This is a genomic window from Micromonospora sp. PTRAS2 (assembly GCF_054052245.1).
This window is the reverse complement of record NZ_JBSWBU010000016.1, coordinates 46,605-67,164: the sequence shown is the minus strand read 5'-3', so window position 1 is coordinate 67,164 and position 20,560 is coordinate 46,605. Positions and strand designations below refer to the sequence as shown.

The 20,560-nt window shown below is 71.9% G+C and carries 16 protein-coding genes; 12 read left to right on the top strand and 4 right to left on the bottom strand.

Annotation, left to right across the window (positions count from 1 at the left end):
- Window positions 1-21: 21 nt before the first annotated feature.
- The 3 genes from araA (at window position 22) to ACVMYR_RS29930 (ending at window position 7,735) form a co-directional block, all read left to right on the top strand.
- Entirely contained in the window at window positions 22-1,527 is a 1,506-nt protein-coding gene (araA, locus tag ACVMYR_RS29940) for an L-arabinose isomerase (protein WP_077937653.1), read from the top strand.
- 141 nt (window positions 1,528-1,668) lie between these two features.
- On the top strand, window positions 1,669-2,697 hold the full coding sequence (locus ACVMYR_RS29935) for a LacI family DNA-binding transcriptional regulator (RefSeq protein ID WP_043963296.1): 1,029 nt from the start codon (window positions 1,669-1,671) through the stop codon (window positions 2,695-2,697).
- A 232-nt stretch (window positions 2,698-2,929) separates the two neighbouring features.
- A complete protein-coding gene (locus tag ACVMYR_RS29930) occupies window positions 2,930-7,735 on the top strand; it encodes a family 43 glycosylhydrolase (protein WP_457123390.1) in 4,806 nt (1,601 codons plus the stop codon).
- A 69-nt stretch (window positions 7,736-7,804) separates the two neighbouring features.
- Here ACVMYR_RS29930 and ACVMYR_RS29925 read toward each other — a convergent pair whose 3' ends face one another.
- The 4 genes from ACVMYR_RS29925 to ACVMYR_RS29910 all read right to left on the bottom strand — a co-directional run bounded on the left by ACVMYR_RS29925 (window position 7,805) and on the right by ACVMYR_RS29910 (window position 11,571).
- Entirely contained in the window at window positions 7,805-8,779 is a 975-nt protein-coding gene (locus ACVMYR_RS29925; RefSeq protein WP_077937655.1) for an NADPH:quinone oxidoreductase family protein, read from the bottom strand.
- A 24-nt stretch (window positions 8,780-8,803) separates the two neighbouring features.
- Window positions 8,804-9,190 (bottom strand): MerR family transcriptional regulator, encoded by a 387-nt coding sequence (locus ACVMYR_RS29920; protein ID WP_077937656.1) that lies wholly within the window; start codon window positions 9,188-9,190, stop codon window positions 8,804-8,806.
- Between the two features lie 93 nt (window positions 9,191-9,283).
- Window positions 9,284-10,429 (bottom strand): acyl-CoA dehydrogenase family protein, encoded by a 1,146-nt coding sequence (locus ACVMYR_RS29915; RefSeq protein ID WP_077937657.1) that lies wholly within the window; start codon window positions 10,427-10,429, stop codon window positions 9,284-9,286.
- Window positions 10,430-10,449: 20 nt separating this feature from the next.
- Window positions 10,450-11,571, bottom strand: a complete 1,122-nt coding sequence (locus tag ACVMYR_RS29910) for an acyl-CoA dehydrogenase family protein (RefSeq protein ID WP_144082645.1) — start codon at window positions 11,569-11,571, stop codon at window positions 10,450-10,452.
- 260 nt (window positions 11,572-11,831) lie between these two features.
- Here ACVMYR_RS29910 and ACVMYR_RS29905 point away from each other — a divergent pair, with 260 nt between their 5' ends.
- Genes ACVMYR_RS29905 through ACVMYR_RS29865 form a run of 9 tightly spaced genes read left to right on the top strand, consistent with a single transcriptional unit; the run spans window position 11,832 to window position 20,551 of the window.
- On the top strand, window positions 11,832-12,974 hold the full coding sequence (locus tag ACVMYR_RS29905) for an isopropylmalate synthase (protein WP_077937659.1): 1,143 nt from the start codon (window positions 11,832-11,834) through the stop codon (window positions 12,972-12,974).
- Between the two features lie 47 nt (window positions 12,975-13,021).
- A complete protein-coding gene (locus ACVMYR_RS29900; RefSeq protein WP_077937674.1) occupies window positions 13,022-13,207 on the top strand; it encodes a lysine biosynthesis protein LysW in 186 nt (61 codons plus the stop codon).
- Window position 13,208: 1 nt separating this feature from the next.
- Window positions 13,209-14,060: an ATP-grasp domain-containing protein gene (locus ACVMYR_RS29895; protein ID WP_077937660.1), complete on the top strand. Its 852-nt coding sequence runs from the start codon at window positions 13,209-13,211 to the stop codon at window positions 14,058-14,060.
- Window positions 14,057-15,112: an N-acetyl-gamma-glutamyl-phosphate reductase gene (gene argC, locus ACVMYR_RS29890; RefSeq protein WP_343450709.1), complete on the top strand. Its 1,056-nt coding sequence runs from the start codon at window positions 14,057-14,059 to the stop codon at window positions 15,110-15,112. Before ACVMYR_RS29895 ends, argC begins: the two co-directional genes overlap by 4 nt.
- Entirely contained in the window at window positions 15,109-15,906 is a 798-nt protein-coding gene (locus ACVMYR_RS29885) for an amino acid kinase family protein (RefSeq protein WP_343450710.1), read from the top strand. Before argC ends, ACVMYR_RS29885 begins: the two co-directional genes overlap by 4 nt.
- 12 nt (window positions 15,907-15,918) lie before the next feature.
- On the top strand, window positions 15,919-16,482 hold the full coding sequence (locus ACVMYR_RS29880) for a type 1 glutamine amidotransferase (RefSeq protein ID WP_077937663.1): 564 nt from the start codon (window positions 15,919-15,921) through the stop codon (window positions 16,480-16,482).
- Between the two features lie 39 nt (window positions 16,483-16,521).
- The gene (locus ACVMYR_RS29875) at window positions 16,522-17,643 is read left to right on the top strand and encodes a Glu/Leu/Phe/Val dehydrogenase dimerization domain-containing protein (RefSeq protein ID WP_077937664.1); all 1,122 of its coding nucleotides are present in this window, start codon (window positions 16,522-16,524) and stop codon (window positions 17,641-17,643) included.
- On the top strand, window positions 17,640-19,268 hold the full coding sequence (locus tag ACVMYR_RS29870; RefSeq protein ID WP_077937665.1) for an AMP-binding protein: 1,629 nt from the start codon (window positions 17,640-17,642) through the stop codon (window positions 19,266-19,268). Before ACVMYR_RS29875 ends, ACVMYR_RS29870 begins: the two co-directional genes overlap by 4 nt.
- A complete protein-coding gene (locus tag ACVMYR_RS29865; RefSeq protein ID WP_457123389.1) occupies window positions 19,265-20,551 on the top strand; it encodes a pyridoxal phosphate-dependent aminotransferase in 1,287 nt (428 codons plus the stop codon). Before ACVMYR_RS29870 ends, ACVMYR_RS29865 begins: the two co-directional genes overlap by 4 nt.
- The last annotated feature ends 9 nt before the right edge of the window (window positions 20,552-20,560 follow it).

The following is a 20,560-nucleotide window of genomic DNA, read 5'->3' as shown; positions in this document are numbered from 1 at the left end:
AGTACACCGGAAGGCAACCCCATGACCAACCCATCCCCGGCCGCCGAGGTCTGGTTCCTCACCGGCAGCCAGGGCCTGTACGGCCCGGAGACCCTGCGTCAGGTGGCCGACCAGTCCCGGCAGATCGCGGCGCAGCTCGACGCCGACCCGGCCATCCCCGCCCGGGTGGTCTGGAAGCCGGTGCTCACCTCCAGCGCCGACATCCTGGCCGTCTGCCGTGACGCGGCCGTCCAGGGCGCGGTCGGGGTGATCGCCTGGATGCACACCTTCTCCCCGGCCAAGATGTGGATCTCCGGCCTGGACGCGCTGCGCACCCCGCTGCTGCACCTGCACACGCAGGCCAACGTGGCGCTGCCCTGGTCCGACATCGACATGGACTTCATGAACCTCAACCAGGCCGCCCACGGCGACCGGGAGTTCGGGTTCGTCCAGACCCGGCTGGGGGTGGCCCGCAAGACCGTCGCGGGGCACGTGAGCAACCCGAGCGTCACCGCCCGCATCGGGGCGTGGACCCGGGCGGCGATCGGGCACGCGGAGATGCGGTCGCTGCGGCTGGCGCGCTTCGGCGACAACATGCGCAACGTGGCGGTGACCGAGGGCGACAAGGTCGAGGCGGAGCTGCGCTTCGGCGTCTCGGTCAACACGTACGGCGTGAACGACCTGGTGGCGGCCGTGGACGCGGTGGCGGACTCGCGCATCGACGAGCTGGTCAAGGAGTACGACGACAGCTACCGGCTCGTCGCCGAGCTGCGGGCCGGCGGCGAGCGGCACGACTCGCTGCGCTACGCCGCGCGGATCGAGGCGGGCCTGCGCGACTTCCTCGACGCGGGCGGGTTCCGCGCGTTCACCACGAACTTCGAGGACCTCGGCGGGCTGCGGCAGCTGCCGGGGATCGCGGTGCAGCGGCTGATGGCCGACGGCTACGGCTTCGGCGGCGAGGGCGACTGGAAGACCTCGGTGCTGGTGCGCACGCTCAAGGCGATGTCGGTGGGCACCACGGGCGGCACGTCCTTCATGGAGGACTACACCTACGACCTCACGCCGGGGCAGGAGGTGGTCCTCGGCGCGCACATGCTGGAGGTCTGCCCGACCATCGCCGCCGACACGCCCGCGGTGGAGATCCACCCGCTGGGTATCGGGGGCCGCGAGGACCCGGTGCGCCTGGTGTTCGACGCCCAGGCGGGGCCCGCCGTGGTGCTGGGGCTGGCCGACATGGGGGAGCGGTTCCGGCTGGTCGCCAACGAGATCGACGTGATCGTCCCGCCGCAGCCGCTGCCGAAGCTGCCGGTGGCCCGCGCGGTGTGGCGGCCCCGGCCGGACCTGGCCGGCTCGGCGGAGGCGTGGCTCACGGCCGGCGCGCCGCACCACACGGTGCTGTCGCAGGCCGTCGGGGTCGAGGAACTGCACGACCTGGCCGAGATGGTCGCCACCGAGCTGGTCGTCATCGACGCGGAGACGACCACCCGTGGGCTGACGAACGAGTTGCGGTGGAACCAGGCCTACTACCGGTTGGCCAGGGGCTTCTGAGGCTCGACCGGTCGACCGTACGACCGGGGTGTCCGGCGTGGTCCCGAGGCGGGAGCACGCCGGACACACCGTCCGCGCAGCGAGCCTGACCGTCCGTCTTGTTGATCACGACGGGCTACGATGGCCACGAGGGGAGTTGCCATGGGTCAGCAGCCGGCCGCACGCGCGGCGGTGATGAACGACGTCGCCCGGCTCGCCGGTGTCTCGCACCAGACGGTGTCGCGGGTGCTCAACAACCACCCGAGCGTCCGGCAGGAGACCCGCGAGCGGGTGATGCGCGCGGTGCACCAGCTCAACTACCGGCCCAACGCCCTGGCCCGGGGGCTGGCCGGGCGGCGCTCCCGGGTCATCGGCGTGGTCAGCTTCGACACCATCCTCTACGGCCCGGCGGCGACCCTGCTCGGCATCGAGCGCGCCGCCCGCGCGGCGGGGTACGGCATCAGCATCGTCACCCTGGAACAGCTCGACCGGGCCGGGATGCGGTCGGCGATCGACGCCCTCACCGAGCAGTCGGTGGCGGGGGTGGTCGTCATCGCCCCGATGATGACGGCGGCGGTGGCCGTGCACGGCCTGCCCACCGGCGTGCCCGCCGTGGTGGTCGAGTCGAGCGGCGGCGCCCGGGAGCTGCCGAGCATCTCCGTCGACCAGGTCGCCGGGGCCCGGCTGGCCGTGGAGCACCTGCTGTCCCTCGGGCACGAGACGGTGTGGCACATCGCCGGCCCCCGGGACTGGCTGGAGGCCCGCGACCGCGTCGACGGGTGGCGGTTGGCGCTGGAGCAGGCCGGGCGGTCCGTCCCGCCGGTCCTCGTCGGCGACTGGAGCCCCCGCGCGGGCTACGAGATCGGGCAGTCGCTGGTCGACCGCCCCGACGTGACGGCCGTGTTCTGCGCCAACGACCACCAGGCGCTCGGCCTGCTGCGGGCGCTGCACCAGCGCGGCGTGCGGGTTCCGGAGGACGTCAGCGTGGTCGGGTTCGACGACATCCCCGAGGCCGAATACCTCTCGCCGCCGCTGACCACGGTGCGGCAGGACTTCGACGAGGTGGGCCGCCGGTGCGTGGCGGCCCTGCTGGAGCTGTTCGACGCCGACGGCCCGGCGGGGCGCTTCCCGCATCCGCAGGTCGAGCCGCAGCTCGTCGTGCGCGCGAGCAGCGGCGGCCGGAAGGGCTGACCGCACGTCGGGTTCCGGTGCGCCGCGAGGGCCGCGCCGGTCTTCGCCGTGCCGGCCGACCGTGAGGGTCCGCCCGCTGCGGCCGTTGCTGCCCCGGCCCGGGTCGTAGTGATCCCTGTTAGCGCGCACATACCCAGCGTTGTGCCTGGTAGGACCCTTGACTCCGGGGTTTTGTAGCGCCGAGAATTCGGGCTTGTTAACGCTCACACCCCCGCCACCACGAGGGAACCCCATGCGCGAAGCTCCCCCGGAACCGCGATCCTCCTTCCCGTCCCGCACCCGGCGCCGGGCCCGGCCCCTCGTCGCCGGGACGCTCCTCGCCCTGGTCGCCGGTCTGCTGCCCGCCACCGCCGCGCCGGCCGCCGCCGCCGACGTGACCGACGGCCTGCTGGTGCGCTACGACCTGACGCAGACCACCGGCACGACCGTCACCGACAGCTCCGGCCGGGGCAACGACGGCACGCTCACCGGCGGCGGCACCTGGACCGGCCAGGGCGGTCTCGTCCTCGACGGCGTCGACGACCACGTCAAGCTGCCCGACAACATCATGGCCGGGCTGTCGTCGATCACCGTCGCCGTCGACGTGCTCGTCGACCCCACGCAGCAGACCCCGTACTTCATCTGGGGCCTCGGCAACCCGGCGACCTCGAACTCCGGCACCGGCTACCTGTTCACCAGCGGCGACGCCTTCCGCACCGCCATCACCACCACCAACTGGTCCGGCGAGAAGGTGACCGGCAAGGGCGCGAACCTCACCCGGGGCGTGTGGAAGTCCGTCACCTACACGCAGACCGGCACCACCGGCACCCTCTACGAGGACGGCGTGCAGGTCGCGCAGAACACCGGCGTCACCGTGCTGCCCAGCGCCGTCGGCAACGGCACGACGACCAACAACAACCTCGGCCGGTCCAACTACGCCGCGGACCGCTACCTCAAGGGCCGGGTGGCCAACTTCCGCATCTACGACCGCGCGCTGCCCGCCGACGAGGTGGCCGCCATCGCGCTGCCCGACGCCACCCGCGTCGCCGGCGACACCGCCGCCCTCGACCTGGGCGACCTCTCGGCCGTGACCGGGAAGCTCACCCTGCCCACCACCGGCACGTACGGGTCGGCGATCGCCTGGTCCTCCAGCGCCCCCGGCACCATCAGCGCGACCGGCGAGGTGACCCGTCCCGCCCCCGCCGACGGGCCCGCCACGGTCACCCTCACCGCGACCGTCAGCCGGGGCGGCAGCAGCGACACCAAGGCGTTCACCGCCACCGTCGTGCCCAACGAGACCGACCAGACGCGGGCCGACGCGGCCGCCGCCGCCCTCTCGCTCGTGAACGCCGGCGACGTGCGCGGCAACCTCACCATGCCGAGCACCGGGAGCAACGGCGCGACCGTCGCCTGGCGCTCCGCCAGCCCGGACGTCGTCAGCCCCGACGGCATCGTCAAGCGCCCCGCGCACGGGGCGGGCGACGTCAAGGTCACCGTGACCGCGACCGTCACCGTCGGCACGGCCACCGCCGAGCGGGCCATCGAACTGACCGTCCGCGAGCTGCCCGAGGCCGCCCCCTACGCCGGCTACGCCTTCAGCTACTTCACCGGCAACTCCATCGCCGGGGAGAAGATCTACTTCGCGGCCAGCCAGGGCAACAACGCCCTGCGGTGGACGGAGCTCAACGGGGGCCAGCCGAAGCTGGAGTCGACGTTCGGCACCCTGGGCCTGCGGGACCCGTTCCTGATCCGCAGCCCCGAGGGGGACCGGTTCTTCCTCATCGCCACCGACCTGTCCATCGGCCGCAACGGCAACTGGGACGTCGCGCAGCGCCAGGGCAGCCGGTACCTGGAGGTCTGGGAGTCCACCGACCTGGTGAACTGGTCGGAGCAGCGGCACATCCTGATCTCCCCGCCCACCGCCGGCAACACCTGGGCGCCGGAGGCGTACTGGGACGCCGCCCGGGGCGAGTACCTCGTCTTCTGGGCCTCGAAGCTCTACGCGGAGAACGACCCGAACCACACCGGCAACACGTACAACCGGATGCTCGCCGCGACGACCCGTGACTTCGTCACGTTCAGCCAGCCGACGATCTGGCAGGATCCGGGCGACTCGCGCATCGACTCCACCGTGATCCGGGAGGGCGACACCTACCACCGGTTCACCAAGGACGAGGGCGGCGGCGGCACCGGCTGCTCCGACATCATCCAGGAGAAGTCGCCCTCGTTGACCGCCGTCGACCTGCCCGGCAAGCCCTCCTGGACGGTGCTCGACTCCTGCATCGGCCGCGACGCCGGCACCTCCGCCGTCGAGGGCCCCACGGTCTTCAAGGCCAACCCGGGCGACACCTCCGGCTCGAAGTACTACCTGTTCGTCGACGAGTACGGCGGCCGGGGCTACATCCCGCTGGGCACCGACGACCTGGAGAACCCGAACTGGAAGGTGCCGGCCTCCTACGACCTGCCCGCCAGCCCCCGGCACGGCACCGTCATCCCGGTCACCAAGGCCGAACTCGACGCGCTCAACGACGCGCCGCCGCCGGTGCGCGCCAACGCCGACGGCGTCGTCGCCCACTACGCGCTCGACCAGGCCAGCGGCACCACCGCCACCGACGACTCCGGCAACGGCTACGACGCGAAGCTGACCGGCGACGCGACCTGGGGCGACGGCAGCCTCGCCCTCGGCGGGACCAACGGCCACGTGGCCCTGCCCGACAACATCATGGCCGGCCTCGACGAGATCACCGTGTCGATGGACGTGAAGATGGCCACCGACCAGGCCACCCCGTACTTCATCTGGGGCCTGGGCAACACCGACTCCGACGGCGTCGGCAACGGCTACCTGTTCACCACCGGCAACAACTACCGGACCTCGATCAGCCTCGGCAACTGGACCGGCGAGCAGACCGTCAACGGCGGCAGCGCCGTCCCCCGGGGCGTGTGGAAGACCCTCACGTACACCCTGAACTCGGCCGGCACCGCCCGGATCTACCTCGACGGGGTGCGGGTCGCCGAGAAGACCGGGCTGACCCACCGCCCCGGCGACATCGGCGGCGGCCGCACCACGGCCAACTACATCGGCCGCTCCCAGTACGCCGCCGACAAGTACCTCAAGGGCCGGGTGCGCGACTTCTCCCTCTACAACCGGGCGCTCACCGACGGCGAGGTCGCCGCGCTGGGCTCCAACGGCACCAGCGTCGTGGCGGTCGAACTCGACAGCCTCAAGGTCCCCGCGATCATCGACGCCGCCAGCAGCACCATCACGCTGCCGGTCAAGCCGGGCACCGACGTGACCGCCCTCGCCCCGACGTACGTGGTCGCGCCGACCTCGACCGTCGCGCCCGGCGGCGCGCGGGACTACTCGCAGCCGGTGACGCTGACCGTGACCAGCGCGGCCGGGGCGACCCGCGAGTGGACCGTGCGGGCGGTGCAGATGCGCTCGCCGGTGCTGCCCGGCTTCAACGCCGACCCGAACATCGTCCGGTTCGGCGACACCTACTACATCTACGCCACCACCGACGGGTTCCCCGGCTGGGGCAGCTCGAAGTTCACCGTCTGGTCGAGCCGCAACCTGGTCGACTGGACCGGCCACGACACGATCCTGGACCTCGGGCCGGACATCACCTGGGCCGACAGCAACGCGTGGGCGCCCGCCGCGATCGAGAAGAACGGCAAGTACTACTTCTACTTCTCGGCGCAGCAGAACATCGGCGTCGCCGTCGCCGACTCGCCGCTCGGGCCGTTCGTCGACCCCATCGGCAAGCCGCTGGTGAGCAAGGCCGACTACGACAACGCCCAGCAGATCGACCCGGCGGTCTTCACCGACGACGACGGGCAGAGCTACCTCTACTGGGGCAACGGCACCCCGTACGTGGTCCCGCTCAACGACGACATGGTCTCCTACGACGTCGCCAAGCGGGTGCGGCTGACCGGCCTCACGGACTTCCGCGAGGGCCTGTTCATGCACAAGCGCGCCGGGACCTACTACCTGTCCTGGTCGATCGACGACACGGGCAGCGAGAACTACCGCGTCGGCTACGGCACCGGCACCAGCCCGTTGGGGCCGTTCACCGCCAAGGGGGAGATCCTCACCAAGGATCCGAGCCAGGGCATCCTCGGCACCGGGCACCACTCGATCCTGCAGGTGCCGGGCACCGACGACTGGTACATCGCGTACCACCGGTTCGGCATCCCCGGCGGCGACGGCACGCACCGGGAGACCACGATCGACCGGCTGTACTTCGACGCGGACGGCGCCATCAGGAAGGTCGTCCCGACGCTGGGCAGCGTCGACCCGCTGCGCTACGAGGGCGGGCAGCCGAAGGCGACGGTCTCCGACGCGGGGGCCGACGGATGGTACGGCGCGGACGCCGCCCTGACCATCACCGCCGGTGACAAGGTGAAGCTGGTCGAGTACCAGATCGACGGCGGCGGCTGGTTCCCGTACCGCGAGCCGGTGGACCTGCCGGCGGGCAGCCACCGCGTCGACTACCGGGCCCAGGGCGTCAACCTCTTCTGGAGCGACGTGTGGTCGCTGCAGGTCAAGGTGGACGAGACCGCCCCGACCGTGCAGGCGTACCTGGTGGAGCGCAAGTTCGTGGTCAACGCCAGCGACGTCGACTCCGGCGTGGCCCGCATCGAGTACCGGATCGACAAGGGTGCCTGGCAGCCGTACCTGGCCCCGGCCCGGATCGACAGCTGCGCCCACGTGATCCGCTACCGGGCGTACGACGTGGCCGGCAACGTCAGCCGTGAGCGGGCCCTCAACGTGCCCGCGCTGGGCGACCCCGCCGAGGCCACCAAGCTCCCGTCGGTCAGCGGGACGGCCAAGGTCGGCAAGACCCTCACCGCCGACCCGGGCAAGTGGGACGAGAAGAAGCTCACCTTCTCCTACCAGTGGCTGCGTGGCGGCAAGGTCATCGCCGGGGCCACCGGCAAGTCGTACGTGCCCAAGGCCGCCGACGTCGGGTACCGGCTCTCCGTGCGGGTGACGGCCACCCGTTCGGACCTGCAGCCCGGCACGGCCACGTCGAAGGAGACCGCGAAGGTCGTCAAGTAGGCAACCGGGTTCCATCGCGCACGGCCGAAGGCCACCTCCCCCGGGACGGGAGGTGGCCTTCGGCGGTCGTCACGGGCGCAGCGCCAGCTTGCCGACCGTGCTGCCGGCCTGCATCTGCGCCAGCACGCCCGGTCCGTCGGCAAGGTCCCACACCGTGGGCCGGCCGGGCCGGTACACCCCGGCGGCGATGAGTGTGGCCAGGTCCGCCATCAGCTCGGCGAACAACTGCGGCGCGGTCGCACCGAGCACCCCGATGTGCAGGCCGATCACCTGTACCTGGTGTTCGAACACCAGGTCCCGATTGGTCAGGGTCGCCTCGCCGCCGGCGTGACCGTAGACGACCACCCGCCCGGTGACCCGCCGGGCCGCGGCCAGGCTGGCGTGGAAGCATGCACCGCCGACCGACTCGAGGACCAGGTCGGCACCGCCGGTCAACCGTCGCAACTCGGTGGTGCGGTTGTCGAGGACGTGGTCGGCGCCCAGCGCCCGTACCGTGTCGTGCTTGCCGGGTGAGGCGGTGGCGACCACCGACGCCCCGAAGTGCTTGGCCATCGTCACCGCGGCCTGTCCGACCCCGCCGGCGGCGGCATGCACCAGCACGGTCTCCCCGGCGGCGAGGCGGCCCAGCGGCTTGAGCGCGGCCAGCGCGGTCGCCCAGTTCAGCACCAGGCCGAGCGCCTCCTCGTCGGCCCAGCCCGCCGGTACGGGTGCCACCACGTGCGCGGGCATCACCATGTATTCGGCGAAGGCACCCGGCCCGGTGCCGATCACCCGATCGCCCACCGCCAGGCCGGTCACGCCGGTGCCGAGCGCGACGATCGCACCGGCGGCCTCGAAGCCGGCCACGTAGGGCGCCGGCGGCCCGCCCTGGTAGGTCCCGTGGGTCTGCATGACGTCGGCGAAGTTGACGCCGGCAGCACCCACCCGGATCAGCACCTCGCCGGGGCCCGGGACCGGCACCGGCGCGTCGTCGGTCAGGCGCAGGTCGTGTGGGCCGTCGAGGGTCGCCTGGCGCAGGGCGCGCATGGTCGTGGGAATGCTCATGCGGGGACGCTATGACCCTGACGCCTACGTCAGAGTCAACTGCTGGGCCGCGGCGGCCGTGCGTGCCGCTGTCAAGTAGGCGCCGATGGCGTCCCGGTTGCGGGTCAGGCTGTGGATGCTCTGCTCCAGGTGGGCCAACTGTGCAGCGACCTGCTCCATGAGGTGGGCGCACGGCACCTGCGGCATCAGTTGGGTGGGCCCGTCGAGGTAGGGCAACACGTCGCGGATGATCCGGATGGGCAGGCCGCTGTCGATCATCGTCCGGATCTGCCGGACCAGGTCCACCGCGTCGTCCTCGTACACCCGGTAGCCGTTGCTGCAGCGACCGGGACGCAGCAGACCTTCGTTCTCGTAGTGACGCAGCGCGCGCACGCTCGCGCCCGTCCGCCGGGACAGCTCGCCGATCCTCACGGAACACCAACGAGGTGCGTCGCTCACGGTGACGCCGCCGAGGTACGGGCCGTCGGCCGGTGCCGGCCGACGGCCCGTGCGGTCGGGTGCCTCTCAGCCGGCGAGCCCCGTGGGGGTCAGCCAGTCGAAGGGGCGGTAGACGGCCGGTCCGAGACCGAGCCCCTCGGCGATCTGCTCGCGCAGGCGGTTGGTCGCGAAGGCCCCGACGACGTTCATCTGGGCGTCGCGGTAGTGGCGCTCCACCTCGTGGCCCTCGGTGACGCCGGCGGCGCCGTGGATCTGGACGGCGCACTGGGTGACCTCGACCGCCATCTCGGTGGCATAGACCTTGAGCATCCCGATCAGCTGGCGGGCGGAGTACCCGGCGACCCGCTGGGCGGCGCCGCGCCGGGCGAGCAGGCGGGCCGCGTCGATCCTGGCGTGAGCGTCGGCGACCTGCGCGTGGACCCCTTCCATGTGCGCAAGCGGCCGGCCGAAGGAGACCCGTTGCCGCGCGTGCCGTACCGAGGCGCTCAGCGCGGCTTCGGCCGTCGCCACGGCCGCGACCGAGACCAGCAGCCAGCCCCAGGTCATGCCCTCGGCCAGTTCGGTGAAGGGGACCGGGACGACGTTCGCCTCGTCGACGTGGGCGTCGGTGTAGACGATGCCGCCCCACGGCATGCCGCGCAGGCCCATGTGGGGGATGTCGTAGCGGTGCACCCCGGGCTGGTCGAGATCGACGAAGGCCAGGCACCACTCCGGGCCGTCGTCGCCGGCCGGCCGGTCCCGGCGGGCCAGGGTGACGGCCAGGTCGGCGCGTGGAGCGTTGGTGATCCGGGACTTCTCGCCGTTGATGGTGTAGTCGCTGCCGGCCCGCCGGACCAGGGTGCGGTACGTTGCGGCGTCGCTGCCGGCGGCCGTCTCGACGATGGCGAAGGCCGCAAGCCGCTTCCCGGTGGCCAATGACCGGATCAGCTCGTGGTGCCGTTCGTCGCCGTAGGTGGCGAGCAGATTGCCACACAGCAGCGAGGAGACGGTGGCGGCCCAGTAGGTCCCGGAGCAGGCGCGGGCGAGGGCCTCCATGGCCCGCACCTGAGTGGCGGCATCGGCGCCGCTGCCGCCCAGGTGCCGGGGGTGGAACAGGCCCAGATAGCCGGTCTCGACGAGTTCCTGCCAGCTCTCGGCCGGGATGGTGCCGCTGGCATCGGTCTGGGTGGCGCGCGCGGCGATGGCAGCGAAGGTGTCGACGTCGAAGTACATGTCGGTGATGGTCCTCACGATCAGCCGAGCCCGAGCAGGGAAGCCGCGATCACCGGACGCAGCACTTCCGTGCCGCCGGCGGTCGAGGCGAAGAACAGGGCATCGCGGTGCGCACGCTCGACGAACCCGTCGGCGGCTGACCCGGCCCCGGACAACTGGGCGGCACCGGCGGCCACCGTGCGGACCGCCGAGGAGGTGAACAGCCGGACGGTGGCGGCCTCCTGCGGGGAGGGGGTGGCGGTGCCGTCGAACCGCTCGGCGGCACGGTGCAGCAGGCCGGCCGCGAGTTCGTTCTGGATGGCGATGTCGGCCAGCAGGAACCGGACCGACTGCGAGTGCGCGAGCGGGGCGCCGAACAGGTCGTGGTCGCGGGCGGCGGCCAGCGACTCGTCGGTCAGCGCCCGCATGATGCCGAGCCAGGTGGCGCTGGTGAAGACCCAGTCGAGACCGGCGAGCAGCGGCTCGGTCTGGGCGGCGGCCGCACCGACGGCGCCGACGACCGCATCCGCCGGTGCGCGGCACTCGTCGAGGACCAGCTTCCCCCAGCAGCAGCTGGACATGGCCGCGGGGCCGGCCTGCTCGACCCGCAGGCCGGGGGTGTCGCGGTCGAGCAGGAAGGCGGTGCGTGACCCGTCGCGGTGCTCGGCGACGACCAGGAAGTGGTGCGCCTGGGCGCCGAGGACGACCTGTTCGAGGCTGCCGGACAGCACCCAGCCGCTCGCGCCGTCACGGGCGGGCCGGGCAGCCACGGTGGACGCGAAGGCCCCGGCCCGGGTCTGCCGCAGCGACAACGCACCGAGCCACTCGCCCGCGGCGATGCGGGGCAGGTAACGCTCGTGCTGGGCGCTGGTCCCGAACGCCCGCAGCGGCACGGTGGTCAGAACGGCGTGCGTGGTGACGGCCAGGGCGAGACCTGGATCTCGGGAGCCTTCGCCCAGCGCGGCGAGGGCGGCGGCGGTCTGCACGCCGGTCAACCCGTCGCCGAAGACCGCGGTCAGGGCCTTGAAGAGGTTGTCGTCCCAGCTGCGACGACGGTCACGCTCGGTGGCGGTGGGGCGGGCGAGGTGACCGGCGAGATAACGGACCCGCTCGGTCAGCGCCGAGACCCCGTCGTCGCCTTCCCCGGAGGCTTTCGGAAACACGACTGCTCCCCTTTCCGTGCCTTCCGCACCGATCGGTGCGGAATCCGGCAACGGTATCCCGCGGATCCGGCCGCAATTCGGATACGTGACACAAGGCCATCTGGTCGGCAAGATTCGATACGGGCATCCACCGGTCTCGACAATGCTTTACGGTTCTTCACACGAGATCTCTTGCCGCATCCCCGGTGCCCACCCCAAGGTTGATCCCGGCGCTGAAAGACCGCCCGATACCGAGGGAGCCAATTGCAATGGAAAGAGCGATGAATCCCGGCGAGAGTCCGGGACCCGCGCCCCGGCTGTCCGATGCCACGTTGCGGGATTCCGCGCACATGGCCGGCGTCGAATTCGGCCCGCAGGACGCGGCGACCATCGCCGAGCTGCTGGTGCGGACCGGGATCGAACTGGTCGAGGTCGGCATGGTCTCCGGACCGAACAGCAAGGACGCGGACCTGATCCTGGCCACGCACGAGGCGATCGGCCCGGACCGCAGCATGACGCTGGTGGTGGTCCGCGACCGCCAGCAGGTCACGGCCGCACTGGACGAGGCGCAGCGGCTCGGCGTCCGGCACATCATGTACTCGATCCCCACCTCCGAGGAGCACGCTCAGCTCAAGCTCGGCTCGCCCAGCCCGCGGTTCGTCGAGGCGCTGGCGCGGTCCGCGATCAGCCAGGCCAAGGAGCGCGGCTTCCACGTCACCTTCAGCGGCGAGGACGGCGCCCGCACCCCGAAGAAGCGGCTGGTGCCCTACGTGACCTCGGGATTCGCCGCCGGTGCCGACCGGTTCCGGCTCGCCGAGACCGTTGCCTACCTGTCGCCGTGGCAGATGGAGTCGGTGATCGGCGACCTGACCGCGATCGACGGTTCGGAGATCGAGATCCATTCCCACAACATGCTGGGCATGGCGGTGGCCAACTCGCTCGCCGCGGTCCGGGCCGGCGCCCGGTGGATCTCCGCGACGGTCGGCGGCATCGGCGAGCGCGGCGGCAACGCTCCGCTGGCCGAGCTTCTGATGGCCCTGCGGGTGGTGCACGGCGACACCCGCTTCGACCTGACCCACCTGACCGAGCTCTCCCGGGTGGCGCTGCGCGGCGCCAGATTGGGGAAGGCATTCCAGTCCGGGCCGACCTCGCCGCAGGCCTTCGCCTATGAGCTGCCCGGCCAGCTCACCAATCCCGAGGCATACGAAACGCTGCCCGCCGAACTCGTCGGAAATGCCCGTGGCCTCTTGGTGCGGACCCGGCTCACGCCGGCACTGACCAGATGGGCGCTGCTGGACTCCGGCATCACCGTGGACGTCGACGCGTTCACCTCCTGGCTGATCCATCGGCAGGAAGAGAATGGCAGTCCGTTGCTCGACCGGGACGGAGTCCGTAAAGCCGCCGTCGATTTCCAGTCACTGTGAATACGTCGGAACAACACTTCGACGTCACCTATCAAGGGAGCGATCCGATGTCCACCGCCACTCTTTCCGGCACCTGCCCCGAGTGTGAGACCGAGCTGACCGTGCCGTCCGTCGTGCAGGGCGAGACCTTCTCCTGCCCGGAGTGCATGTTGACGCTGCGTGTCGAGGCCATCGTGGCCGACCGCCTGCAGCTGTCGATGGTCGAGGTGCAGCTACGCGACTGGGGCCAGTGAGATGGCCACCACCGTCGCGATCATCGCGGACCGCATCGCCTGGGAGGAACGGCGACTCGTCGAAGCCGCGCCGGGCCTGGGTCTGACGATGGAATGGATCAACGACGAATCGTTGTGCCTGGGGCATCCGGGCGCACCCGCGCTGGCCGGATACGACGCGCTGCTGCTGCGCAGCCGCAGCTACACCCGCGGCGGCCTGATCGCCACCCTGGCCGAGGAGTCCGGCTGCAGGACGATCAACACGGCCCGGGCGATCAACCTGTGTGAGAACAAGGCGGTGCTCCGGACGGCGCTGCGCGCCGCCGGGGTCCCGGTTCCGGAGTTCCGGCTGGTGCTGTCCCGTGCCGACTTCGCCAGGGCGCTCGCGGACTTCACGGTGCCCGTGGTGCTCAAGCCGGTCTACGGCGGGATGGGCAAGCGGGTCGCGCTGATCCGCGACGCCGACGCCGCGCACTCGGTCTACGACTACGTCGAGGATCTCGGACACGCCTTCGAGCAGGCGTGCCTGGTGGAGCCGTTCCTGGCCGGCGGCGCCTCGACGCGCTGCCTGGTGGTCGGCGACGAACTGGTGGGCGCGGCCGAGTTCACCAGCGGTGGGGACGACTGGCGCAACAACGCGGCGCTGGGCAACACCACCCGTCCCGCCGCAGACGTCCAGGAGGTGACCAAGGTCGTCGATGGTGTGCTGGACGTGCTCGGCCCCGGGATCTACGGGATCGACCTGTTCCACACCCCCGACGGATTCATCGTCAACGAGGTGAACCACGCTCCCGGCTTCCGGGCCGTGGCCGAGGCCACCGGCGTGGACGTCGCGGCCGCGATCGGCCGCCACCTGCGGGAGGTGCTGTCGTGATCCGGGCCGGCGTGGTGGGTGCCTCCGGACTGGCCGGCGGCGAACTGATCAGGCTGATCGTCCAGCACCCCGAACTGGAGCTCACCTTCCTGGGTGGCTCCTCGAACATCGGGCGACGCCCGGCGGAGCTGCACCCGGGGCTGCGCCGCGACCTGGGGCTGACCGTGCAACCGGTGACCGCGGAGGTCGCCGAGCAGGTCGACGTCCTGTTCCTGGCCACGCCCGCGCCGGTCTCGGCGGAGCTGGCCGAGCTGATGGCCGACCGGGTGCCGGCCGTGATCGACCTCAGTGGCGCGTTCCGGATCCGCACCCCGGACCTGCACGCGCGCTGGTACCCGAAGGTCCGCCGGCGGACCGAGCTGGCCGACCGGTTCGTGTACGGGGTGCCGGAGCTGGTCGCCGACCAACTGGCCGACGCCGCCCTGATCTCGCTCCCGGGCTGCTACGCCACGTCCATGACCCTGGCGCTGGCGCCGCTGACGATGGGGCTGGGACTCGACCTGAAGACCGTGGTAGTGGACGGCAAGAGTGGCTCCAGCGGCGGAGGCCTGTCGCTTCGCACCACGGACCTGCACCCGCTGCGCAACGGGGCCATCGCGCCCTACTCGCCGACCGGGCACCGGCACGCCGGCGAGGTCCGGGACTTCTTCGAGCGCAGCAAGCCCGGAGCGGTCGGCTCGCTGTCGATGTCGGCGTACGGCGTCTCGCACGTACGCGGCCTGATGACCAGCAGCTACGTGTTCACCGACGAGAAGACCAGCCAGCGCGATCTGCACCGGGCCTACGTCCGCTTCTACCGGGGCAAGCACTTCGTCCGGGTCCGCCGGCACGACGAGACCCTGATCCCGGTGCCGGACCCGCAGGCCGTGCTGGGCTCCAACTACTGCGACGTGACCGTCCTGTACGACGAGGAGAACAGCCGGATCGTCGTCCTCGCCGCCCTCGACAACCTGATCAAGGGCGCCGCCGGGCAGGCCGTCCAGGCCGCGAACCTGAGGTTCTCGCTGCCGGAGGAGACCGGCCTGACGATGCAGCCGGTGATGCCCGCATGAGCCGCGACGTGCCGGTGCCCATCGTGGTCAAGCTGGGCGGCAGCTGTCTGGACGACCTGGCCGGAGCGTGGTGGGACGACCTGGCCGGGCACGCGGCGCAGCACCCCCTGGTGCTGGTGCACGGATGGTCCAAGCCGCTGTCGAGGTTCAGCGAGCGCTACCGGGATCCCTCGGCGTTCCTACGGGACCGCTACGGCAACCGGAGCCGGTGGACTACACCCGAGGTGATCGACGACATCAAGACCGTCAGCGCGGAGCTGGCGGACGACGTGACCGCCCGGCTGGCGGCGCGCGGCATCCCGGTCGAGCGGCTGCTGGGCAGCGACGGCCTGGTGCAGGCGGGACCGGGCGAGACCTGGTGGTGGCAGGGCAAACAACTGGTGGAGTTGGAGAACCTGGTCGGGCCGATCACCAAGGTGGACCCGGCCCGGCTGGGCACCCTCCGGCCCGGCTACGCCCACCTGGTGACTCCGCTCGCCCGCGACGGCGCGGACCGCGAGGTCAACACCGATGCCGACCGTGCCGCCGCGGCCATCGCCGGCGCGCTCGCGGCCACCAGCCTGGTGCTGGTCACCGATGTGGCGCACCTGCTCATCGAGGGCCGGCCGGTGACCCGGATCGACGCCGAGGCGGCTGCGGCCTTCCGGGACCGAGGCGCCACGGGCGGCATGCGCAAGAAGCTCCGCGCCGCCTGCGAGGCCCTGGAACAGGGCGTACGCGAGGTCGTTCTCGGCAGCGGCCCGGTCTCCGAGCTGCTGTCCGGCCGTACCGGCACCACCATCACCCGAGGCTGAGGAGCAAGCGACGTGGCGCAACCCCGTGTACTTGTCGTCAACAACGGCACACTGTCACTGCACCAACTCCGCCGCCGGTTCGAGGAACTCGGATCAGCGACCGACGTGGTCACCGCCGCCTCGGTGCCGGCGAAGCTGGACGGCCGCCACCAGGCGATCGTGCTGAGCGGGACCAAGGTCCGCGCCTACGACACGAACTACTACCGTCCGCTGATCGAGCTGGTGATGACCGCCGATGTCCCGGTCTTCGGGATCTGCGGCGGGATGCAGATCATCGCCGTCTCGCAGGGCGGCGAGCTGGCCGAGGGACCGCAGCGCGTCGGCGGCCACCAGGCCGAGGTCGACAAGGACGAGCCCCTCTTCACGTTCGTGAAGCCGACCGTCACGGTCTTCCACCGGCACACCCTCTACCTGCAGCAGGCTCCGCCGCGTTTCCGGTCGATCGGCCGCTCCGAGCACGCGCCGGTGGAGTTCCTGCGCTCCGACGACGGCCGGATCTTCGGGTCCCAGGCGCACCTGGAGTTCCGCGACGACGGACGGGAGATCCTGCGTGGCTTCGTCCAGCTCTACCAGTGAACCGCCCCGAATCGGCACGACTGCGAAAGGACAACGCCGATGAGCGATCGTGAGAACCCGACCGACCCCGCCTTCACCGTTCACCTCAACGGCTGCGGCGGCAGGATCAAGGGCTGGGTGGTCGTCGACTCCCTCTACGACGGCCTGGCGATGGGCGGCACGCGGATGACGCCGGGCGTCACCGAGGCCGAGGTCGCGGGGCTGGCCCGCGACATGACCCAGAAGTTCACCCTCGCCGGTCTGCCGATCGGTGGCGCGAAGGCCGGCATCGTCGCCGACGGCAGCGACCGCGACACGACCTTCCGCACCTTCGGCCGCACGGTCAAGCCGCTGCTGCACGGCGGCATCCACCTGGGCATCGACATGGGCGTGACCCCGGCCGACCGGGCCGTCTTCTTCGACGAGGCCGGCTACGACCCGAGGTTCCGGCTCGGTGCCCCGGACATGCCGATCGACTGGCGTACGTACTACGAACCGCTGATCGACTGCACCGGGCACGGCGTCGGGGTGGCCGCGGTGACCGCACTGCAGGCCAGCGGACGCGTGCAGGCGGCCCGGGTCGTCGTACAGGGCTTCGGTGCGGTGGGCCGTGCGGTGGCCCAGTTCCTCGAAGCCCGCGGACACCTCGTCGTCGGGGTCGCCGACATCGACGGCACGGTCAGCGCGGACCAGTTGCCGGTGGACGCCCTGATCGCCATCACCGACGAGTTCGGGCGCATCGACCGGAGTCGGTTGCCGGCCGGGATCACGGTGTCCAACGGCCCGGACGCCTGGCTGGACGTCGACGCCGACCTGCTGATCCTGGCCGCGCAGAAGCACGCGCTCAACGCCGACAACGTGCATCGACTGCGGGCGGCGCTGGTGGTCGAGGGCGGCAACCTGAGCTCCACCGCCGAGGCCAAGGAGAAGGCGCGGGCGGCGGGCGCCACCCTGGTGCCGGGCGTGATCGCCAACATCGGCGGGGCGGCCTCGGCTGCCCTGGCCGTCACCCGGGTCGTGCCCTTCGACCTGCCCGCCGAGGCGCGCAAGGCCTGGGTCTTCGACTGGGTCGGCGACCGGGTCCAGCTCAACACCCGCGCGCTGCTGGAGATCGCCGCGGCCGGTGCCGGCGATCCGCTGCCCGAGCTGCTCGCCGTCCGTAGCGCGGAGCGCCGGCGGTGACCGGCCCGACCGTCGACCGCGCGGAGTACCGGCGGCGCGGGTGGTGGCGGGACGGCACCTTCCTCGACGATCTGCGCCGGCAGGCCCGGGAACGGCCCCGCAAGCTCGCGGTCGCCGGACGCCGCCTCGGTGACGCCCGCACCGACACCCTGGACTACGCGGAACTCGCCAGGCTGACCGACCGGTTCGCCGGCGCGCTGCTGGAGCTGGGCGTACGACGCGGCGAGACGATCGCCGTGCAACTGCCCAACCGGTGGGAGATCGTGCCGCTGATGTACGCCTGCATGGCGGTCGGCGCGGTGATCTGTCCCATCGCCCCGGAGTGCCAGGGGGAGGAACTGCACCACCGGCTGTCGCTGACCGGAGCCAGGGTCTGCGTGACCGTCCCGGAGTGGGCGGGCCGGCCCCTGGCCGCGGCGATCCACTCCATGCGGGACGGGCTGCCGCTGGAACACCTCGTGGTGGTCGGCGGCCCAGCTCCGCAGGGCTGCCTCGACTTCCACGACCACTTCGTGCGGACGCACTGGGAGGAGCGCCGGGCCGCCGAGCTGCCGGGCCGCCAGCTGCGGCCGGACGAGCCCTTCGTCGTGCTGTTCACCAGCGGGACGACCGGCTTCTCCAAGGGCGTGGTGCACAGCCAGAACACGGTCCACTCGGGTGTCCGCGGGTATGTGGACGCCTTCCACCTGCGCGACGACCTGGTGGCTGTGGTCACCACGCCGCTGGTGCACTACTCGGGCCTCGGCCAGGGGGTGCTCGCCTCGGTGATGCTGGGCGCGACCGCGGTGTTCCAGGATGGCCCGGACCGCGACGGCCTGCTGGACCTGGTGGAGCGGTACCGGGCCACCCTGCTGTACGGCCCCCCGCCCACCCTGACCGGGGTGGCGCGGGCCCAGCGGACCGATCCCCACGACGTCTCGAGCCTGCAGCACACGGTCACCGGCGCGGCACCGGTGCTGCAGGAGTTGGTGGACGAGATGCGGGACACGTTCGGCTCGCGCACCTACTCGGTGTGGGGCATGTCGGAGTTCGGTCCGATCACGATCAGCCGCCTCGACTACGACGAGAACTGGGCGGCACACAGCCACGGCCGGCCGATCGACGCCATGCAGATCCGCATCGACCAGTGCCACGACCCGGCCGAGCGGGCTGCGGTGGGCCGGCTGCGCGTACGCGGCGCCTCCCGGGCGCTCGGTTACCTGGGGCAGCAGGACGCGTTCGACTCGCAGCTGACCTCGGACGGCTGGTTCGACACCGGAGACGTGGCCCGGGAGGACGGGCGCGGCGGCATCCGGATCCTCGGGCGGGCCGCGGACGTGATCCTGCGCGACGGGGACGTGGTGCCGATGGCCGAGCTCGAGGCGGTCATCTCGTTGCATCCCAGGGTCACCGAGGCGGCTCTTGTCGGTCCGACCGGCCAGTCGGACGATCCGATTCTCGCGGTCGTCGTGCCGCGCGGCGGTGCCCGGCCGGCGCTGCGGGACATCCAGGCGCACCTGCGCGCGGCGGGCCAGGATCCCCGGTTTCAGCCGGAACGGCTGGAGGTGGTGGACGCCCTGCCCAAGACGCTGACCGGGAAGGTGCGCAAGGCCGAGCTGCGAAAACTGTACGCGGGAACGTCATGACCGCGCCCGTGCCGGTGGCCATGTCGGCGACCCTGGCCGCCGACGAGGAGTTCGCCCGCCGTCGGCTGGCCGGTGAGCGCGTGCTGTTCCTGGCGACCGGGGAGATCGGCCTGCCGGTGCTGCCGGAGCTGGGCGAACAACTGGCCCGGGCGGCTCACCGCAACGCGTACGGTCCGGTGGCCGGCACCGCGCAGCTGCGGGAGGCGGCCGCGGGGTACTGGGGCCGGCGGGGTCTGGCCACCGACGCGGCGGACGTGGTCTGCGGGCCGGGCAGCAAGCCGCTGCTGTTCGCGCTGCTCATGGCAGTCGGCGGGGACGTGGTCGTGCCCGTGCCGAGCTGGGTGAGCTACGCCGCGCACGCGCGGCTGGCGGGGTTGCGGCCCATCCCGGTGCCGATCCGGCCCGGGCAGGGCGGCGTGCCGGATCCGGCAGGACTACGCGCACAGGTGCTCGAGGCCCGGGCCCACGGCCGCAACCCCCGGGCCGTGATCGTGACCCTGCCGGACAATCCGACGGGGACGATCGCCGGTCCGGAAACCGTCCGCGAGCTGGCACAGGTGGCCAGAGAGCTCGACCTGGTGGTGATCTCCGACGAGATCTACGGCGATCTCGTGTTCACCGCGGGCCACCGGGCGGTCTCCCCGGCGTGGTTCGCGCCGGAGCGCACGGTGGTGACCACCGGGCTCACCAAGAACCTGGCGGTGGGCGGCTGGCGGCTGGGCGTTGCCCGGCTGCCGGCCGGCGCCGCGGGCAGCGCCCTGCGTGCCCGGCTGGTGAGCATCGCCAGCCAGATCTGGTCGAGCTCGGCGGCGCCGGTGCAGGCCGCGGCCGCCTACGCGTTGGCCGAGCCGCCGGAGGTGCTCGACCGGGTGGCCGCCTCGCGCCGGCTGCACGAACGGGTGGCCCGCAAGGTGGCCGAAGTGTTCGTCGCAGCCGGTGCCGAACTGGCCCCGGTGCAGGCCACCTGCTATCTCTACCCCGACTTCGAACCGTTGCGGCACGGGCTGTCGCGCGTCCACGGCGTCAACGGTGCTGACGACCTGGCCAGGTTGCTCAGCACGCGGTACGGCGTGGCGCTGTTACCCGGGACCGCCTTCGGCGAGGGCGGCCGGTCGTTGCGGATCCGGGCGGCGACCAGCCGGCTGTATGGCGAATCCGATGCCGAACGCTCGGCCGCGCTGGCCGCCCGGGATCCCCTCGCACTGCCCTGGATCAAAGCGGCCGTCGATCGCGCCACGGAGGTCCTCACCGATCTGACCGCACCGATCCGTTCCGCCCGTTGAGCTCAAGGA

Bases quoted from the DNA above. Each gene is read 5' to 3' on its own strand.
- ACVMYR_RS29930 (WP_457123390.1), top strand. From the start codon at position 2,930: ATGCGCGAAGCTCCCCCGGAACCGCGATCCTCCTTCCCGTCCCGCACC.
- ACVMYR_RS29905 (WP_077937659.1), top strand. From the start codon at position 11,832: ATGAATCCCGGCGAGAGTCCGGGACCCGCGCCCCGGCTGTCCGATGCC.
- ACVMYR_RS29895 (WP_077937660.1), top strand. From the start codon at position 13,209: ATGGCCACCACCGTCGCGATCATCGCGGACCGCATCGCCTGGGAGGAA.
- ACVMYR_RS29900 (WP_077937674.1), top strand. From the start codon at position 13,022: ATGTCCACCGCCACTCTTTCCGGCACCTGCCCCGAGTGTGAGACCGAG.
- ACVMYR_RS29865 (WP_457123389.1), top strand. From the start codon at position 19,265: ATGACCGCGCCCGTGCCGGTGGCCATGTCGGCGACCCTGGCCGCCGAC.
- araA (WP_077937653.1), top strand. From the start codon at position 22: ATGACCAACCCATCCCCGGCCGCCGAGGTCTGGTTCCTCACCGGCAGC.
- ACVMYR_RS29925 (WP_077937655.1), bottom strand. From the start codon at position 8,779: ATGAGCATTCCCACGACCATGCGCGCCCTGCGCCAGGCGACCCTCGAC.
- ACVMYR_RS29935 (WP_043963296.1), top strand. From the start codon at position 1,669: ATGGGTCAGCAGCCGGCCGCACGCGCGGCGGTGATGAACGACGTCGCC.
- ACVMYR_RS29915 (WP_077937657.1), bottom strand. From the start codon at position 10,429: ATGTACTTCGACGTCGACACCTTCGCTGCCATCGCCGCGCGCGCCACC.
- ACVMYR_RS29885 (WP_343450710.1), top strand. From the start codon at position 15,109: ATGAGCCGCGACGTGCCGGTGCCCATCGTGGTCAAGCTGGGCGGCAGC.
- ACVMYR_RS29875 (WP_077937664.1), top strand. From the start codon at position 16,522: ATGAGCGATCGTGAGAACCCGACCGACCCCGCCTTCACCGTTCACCTC.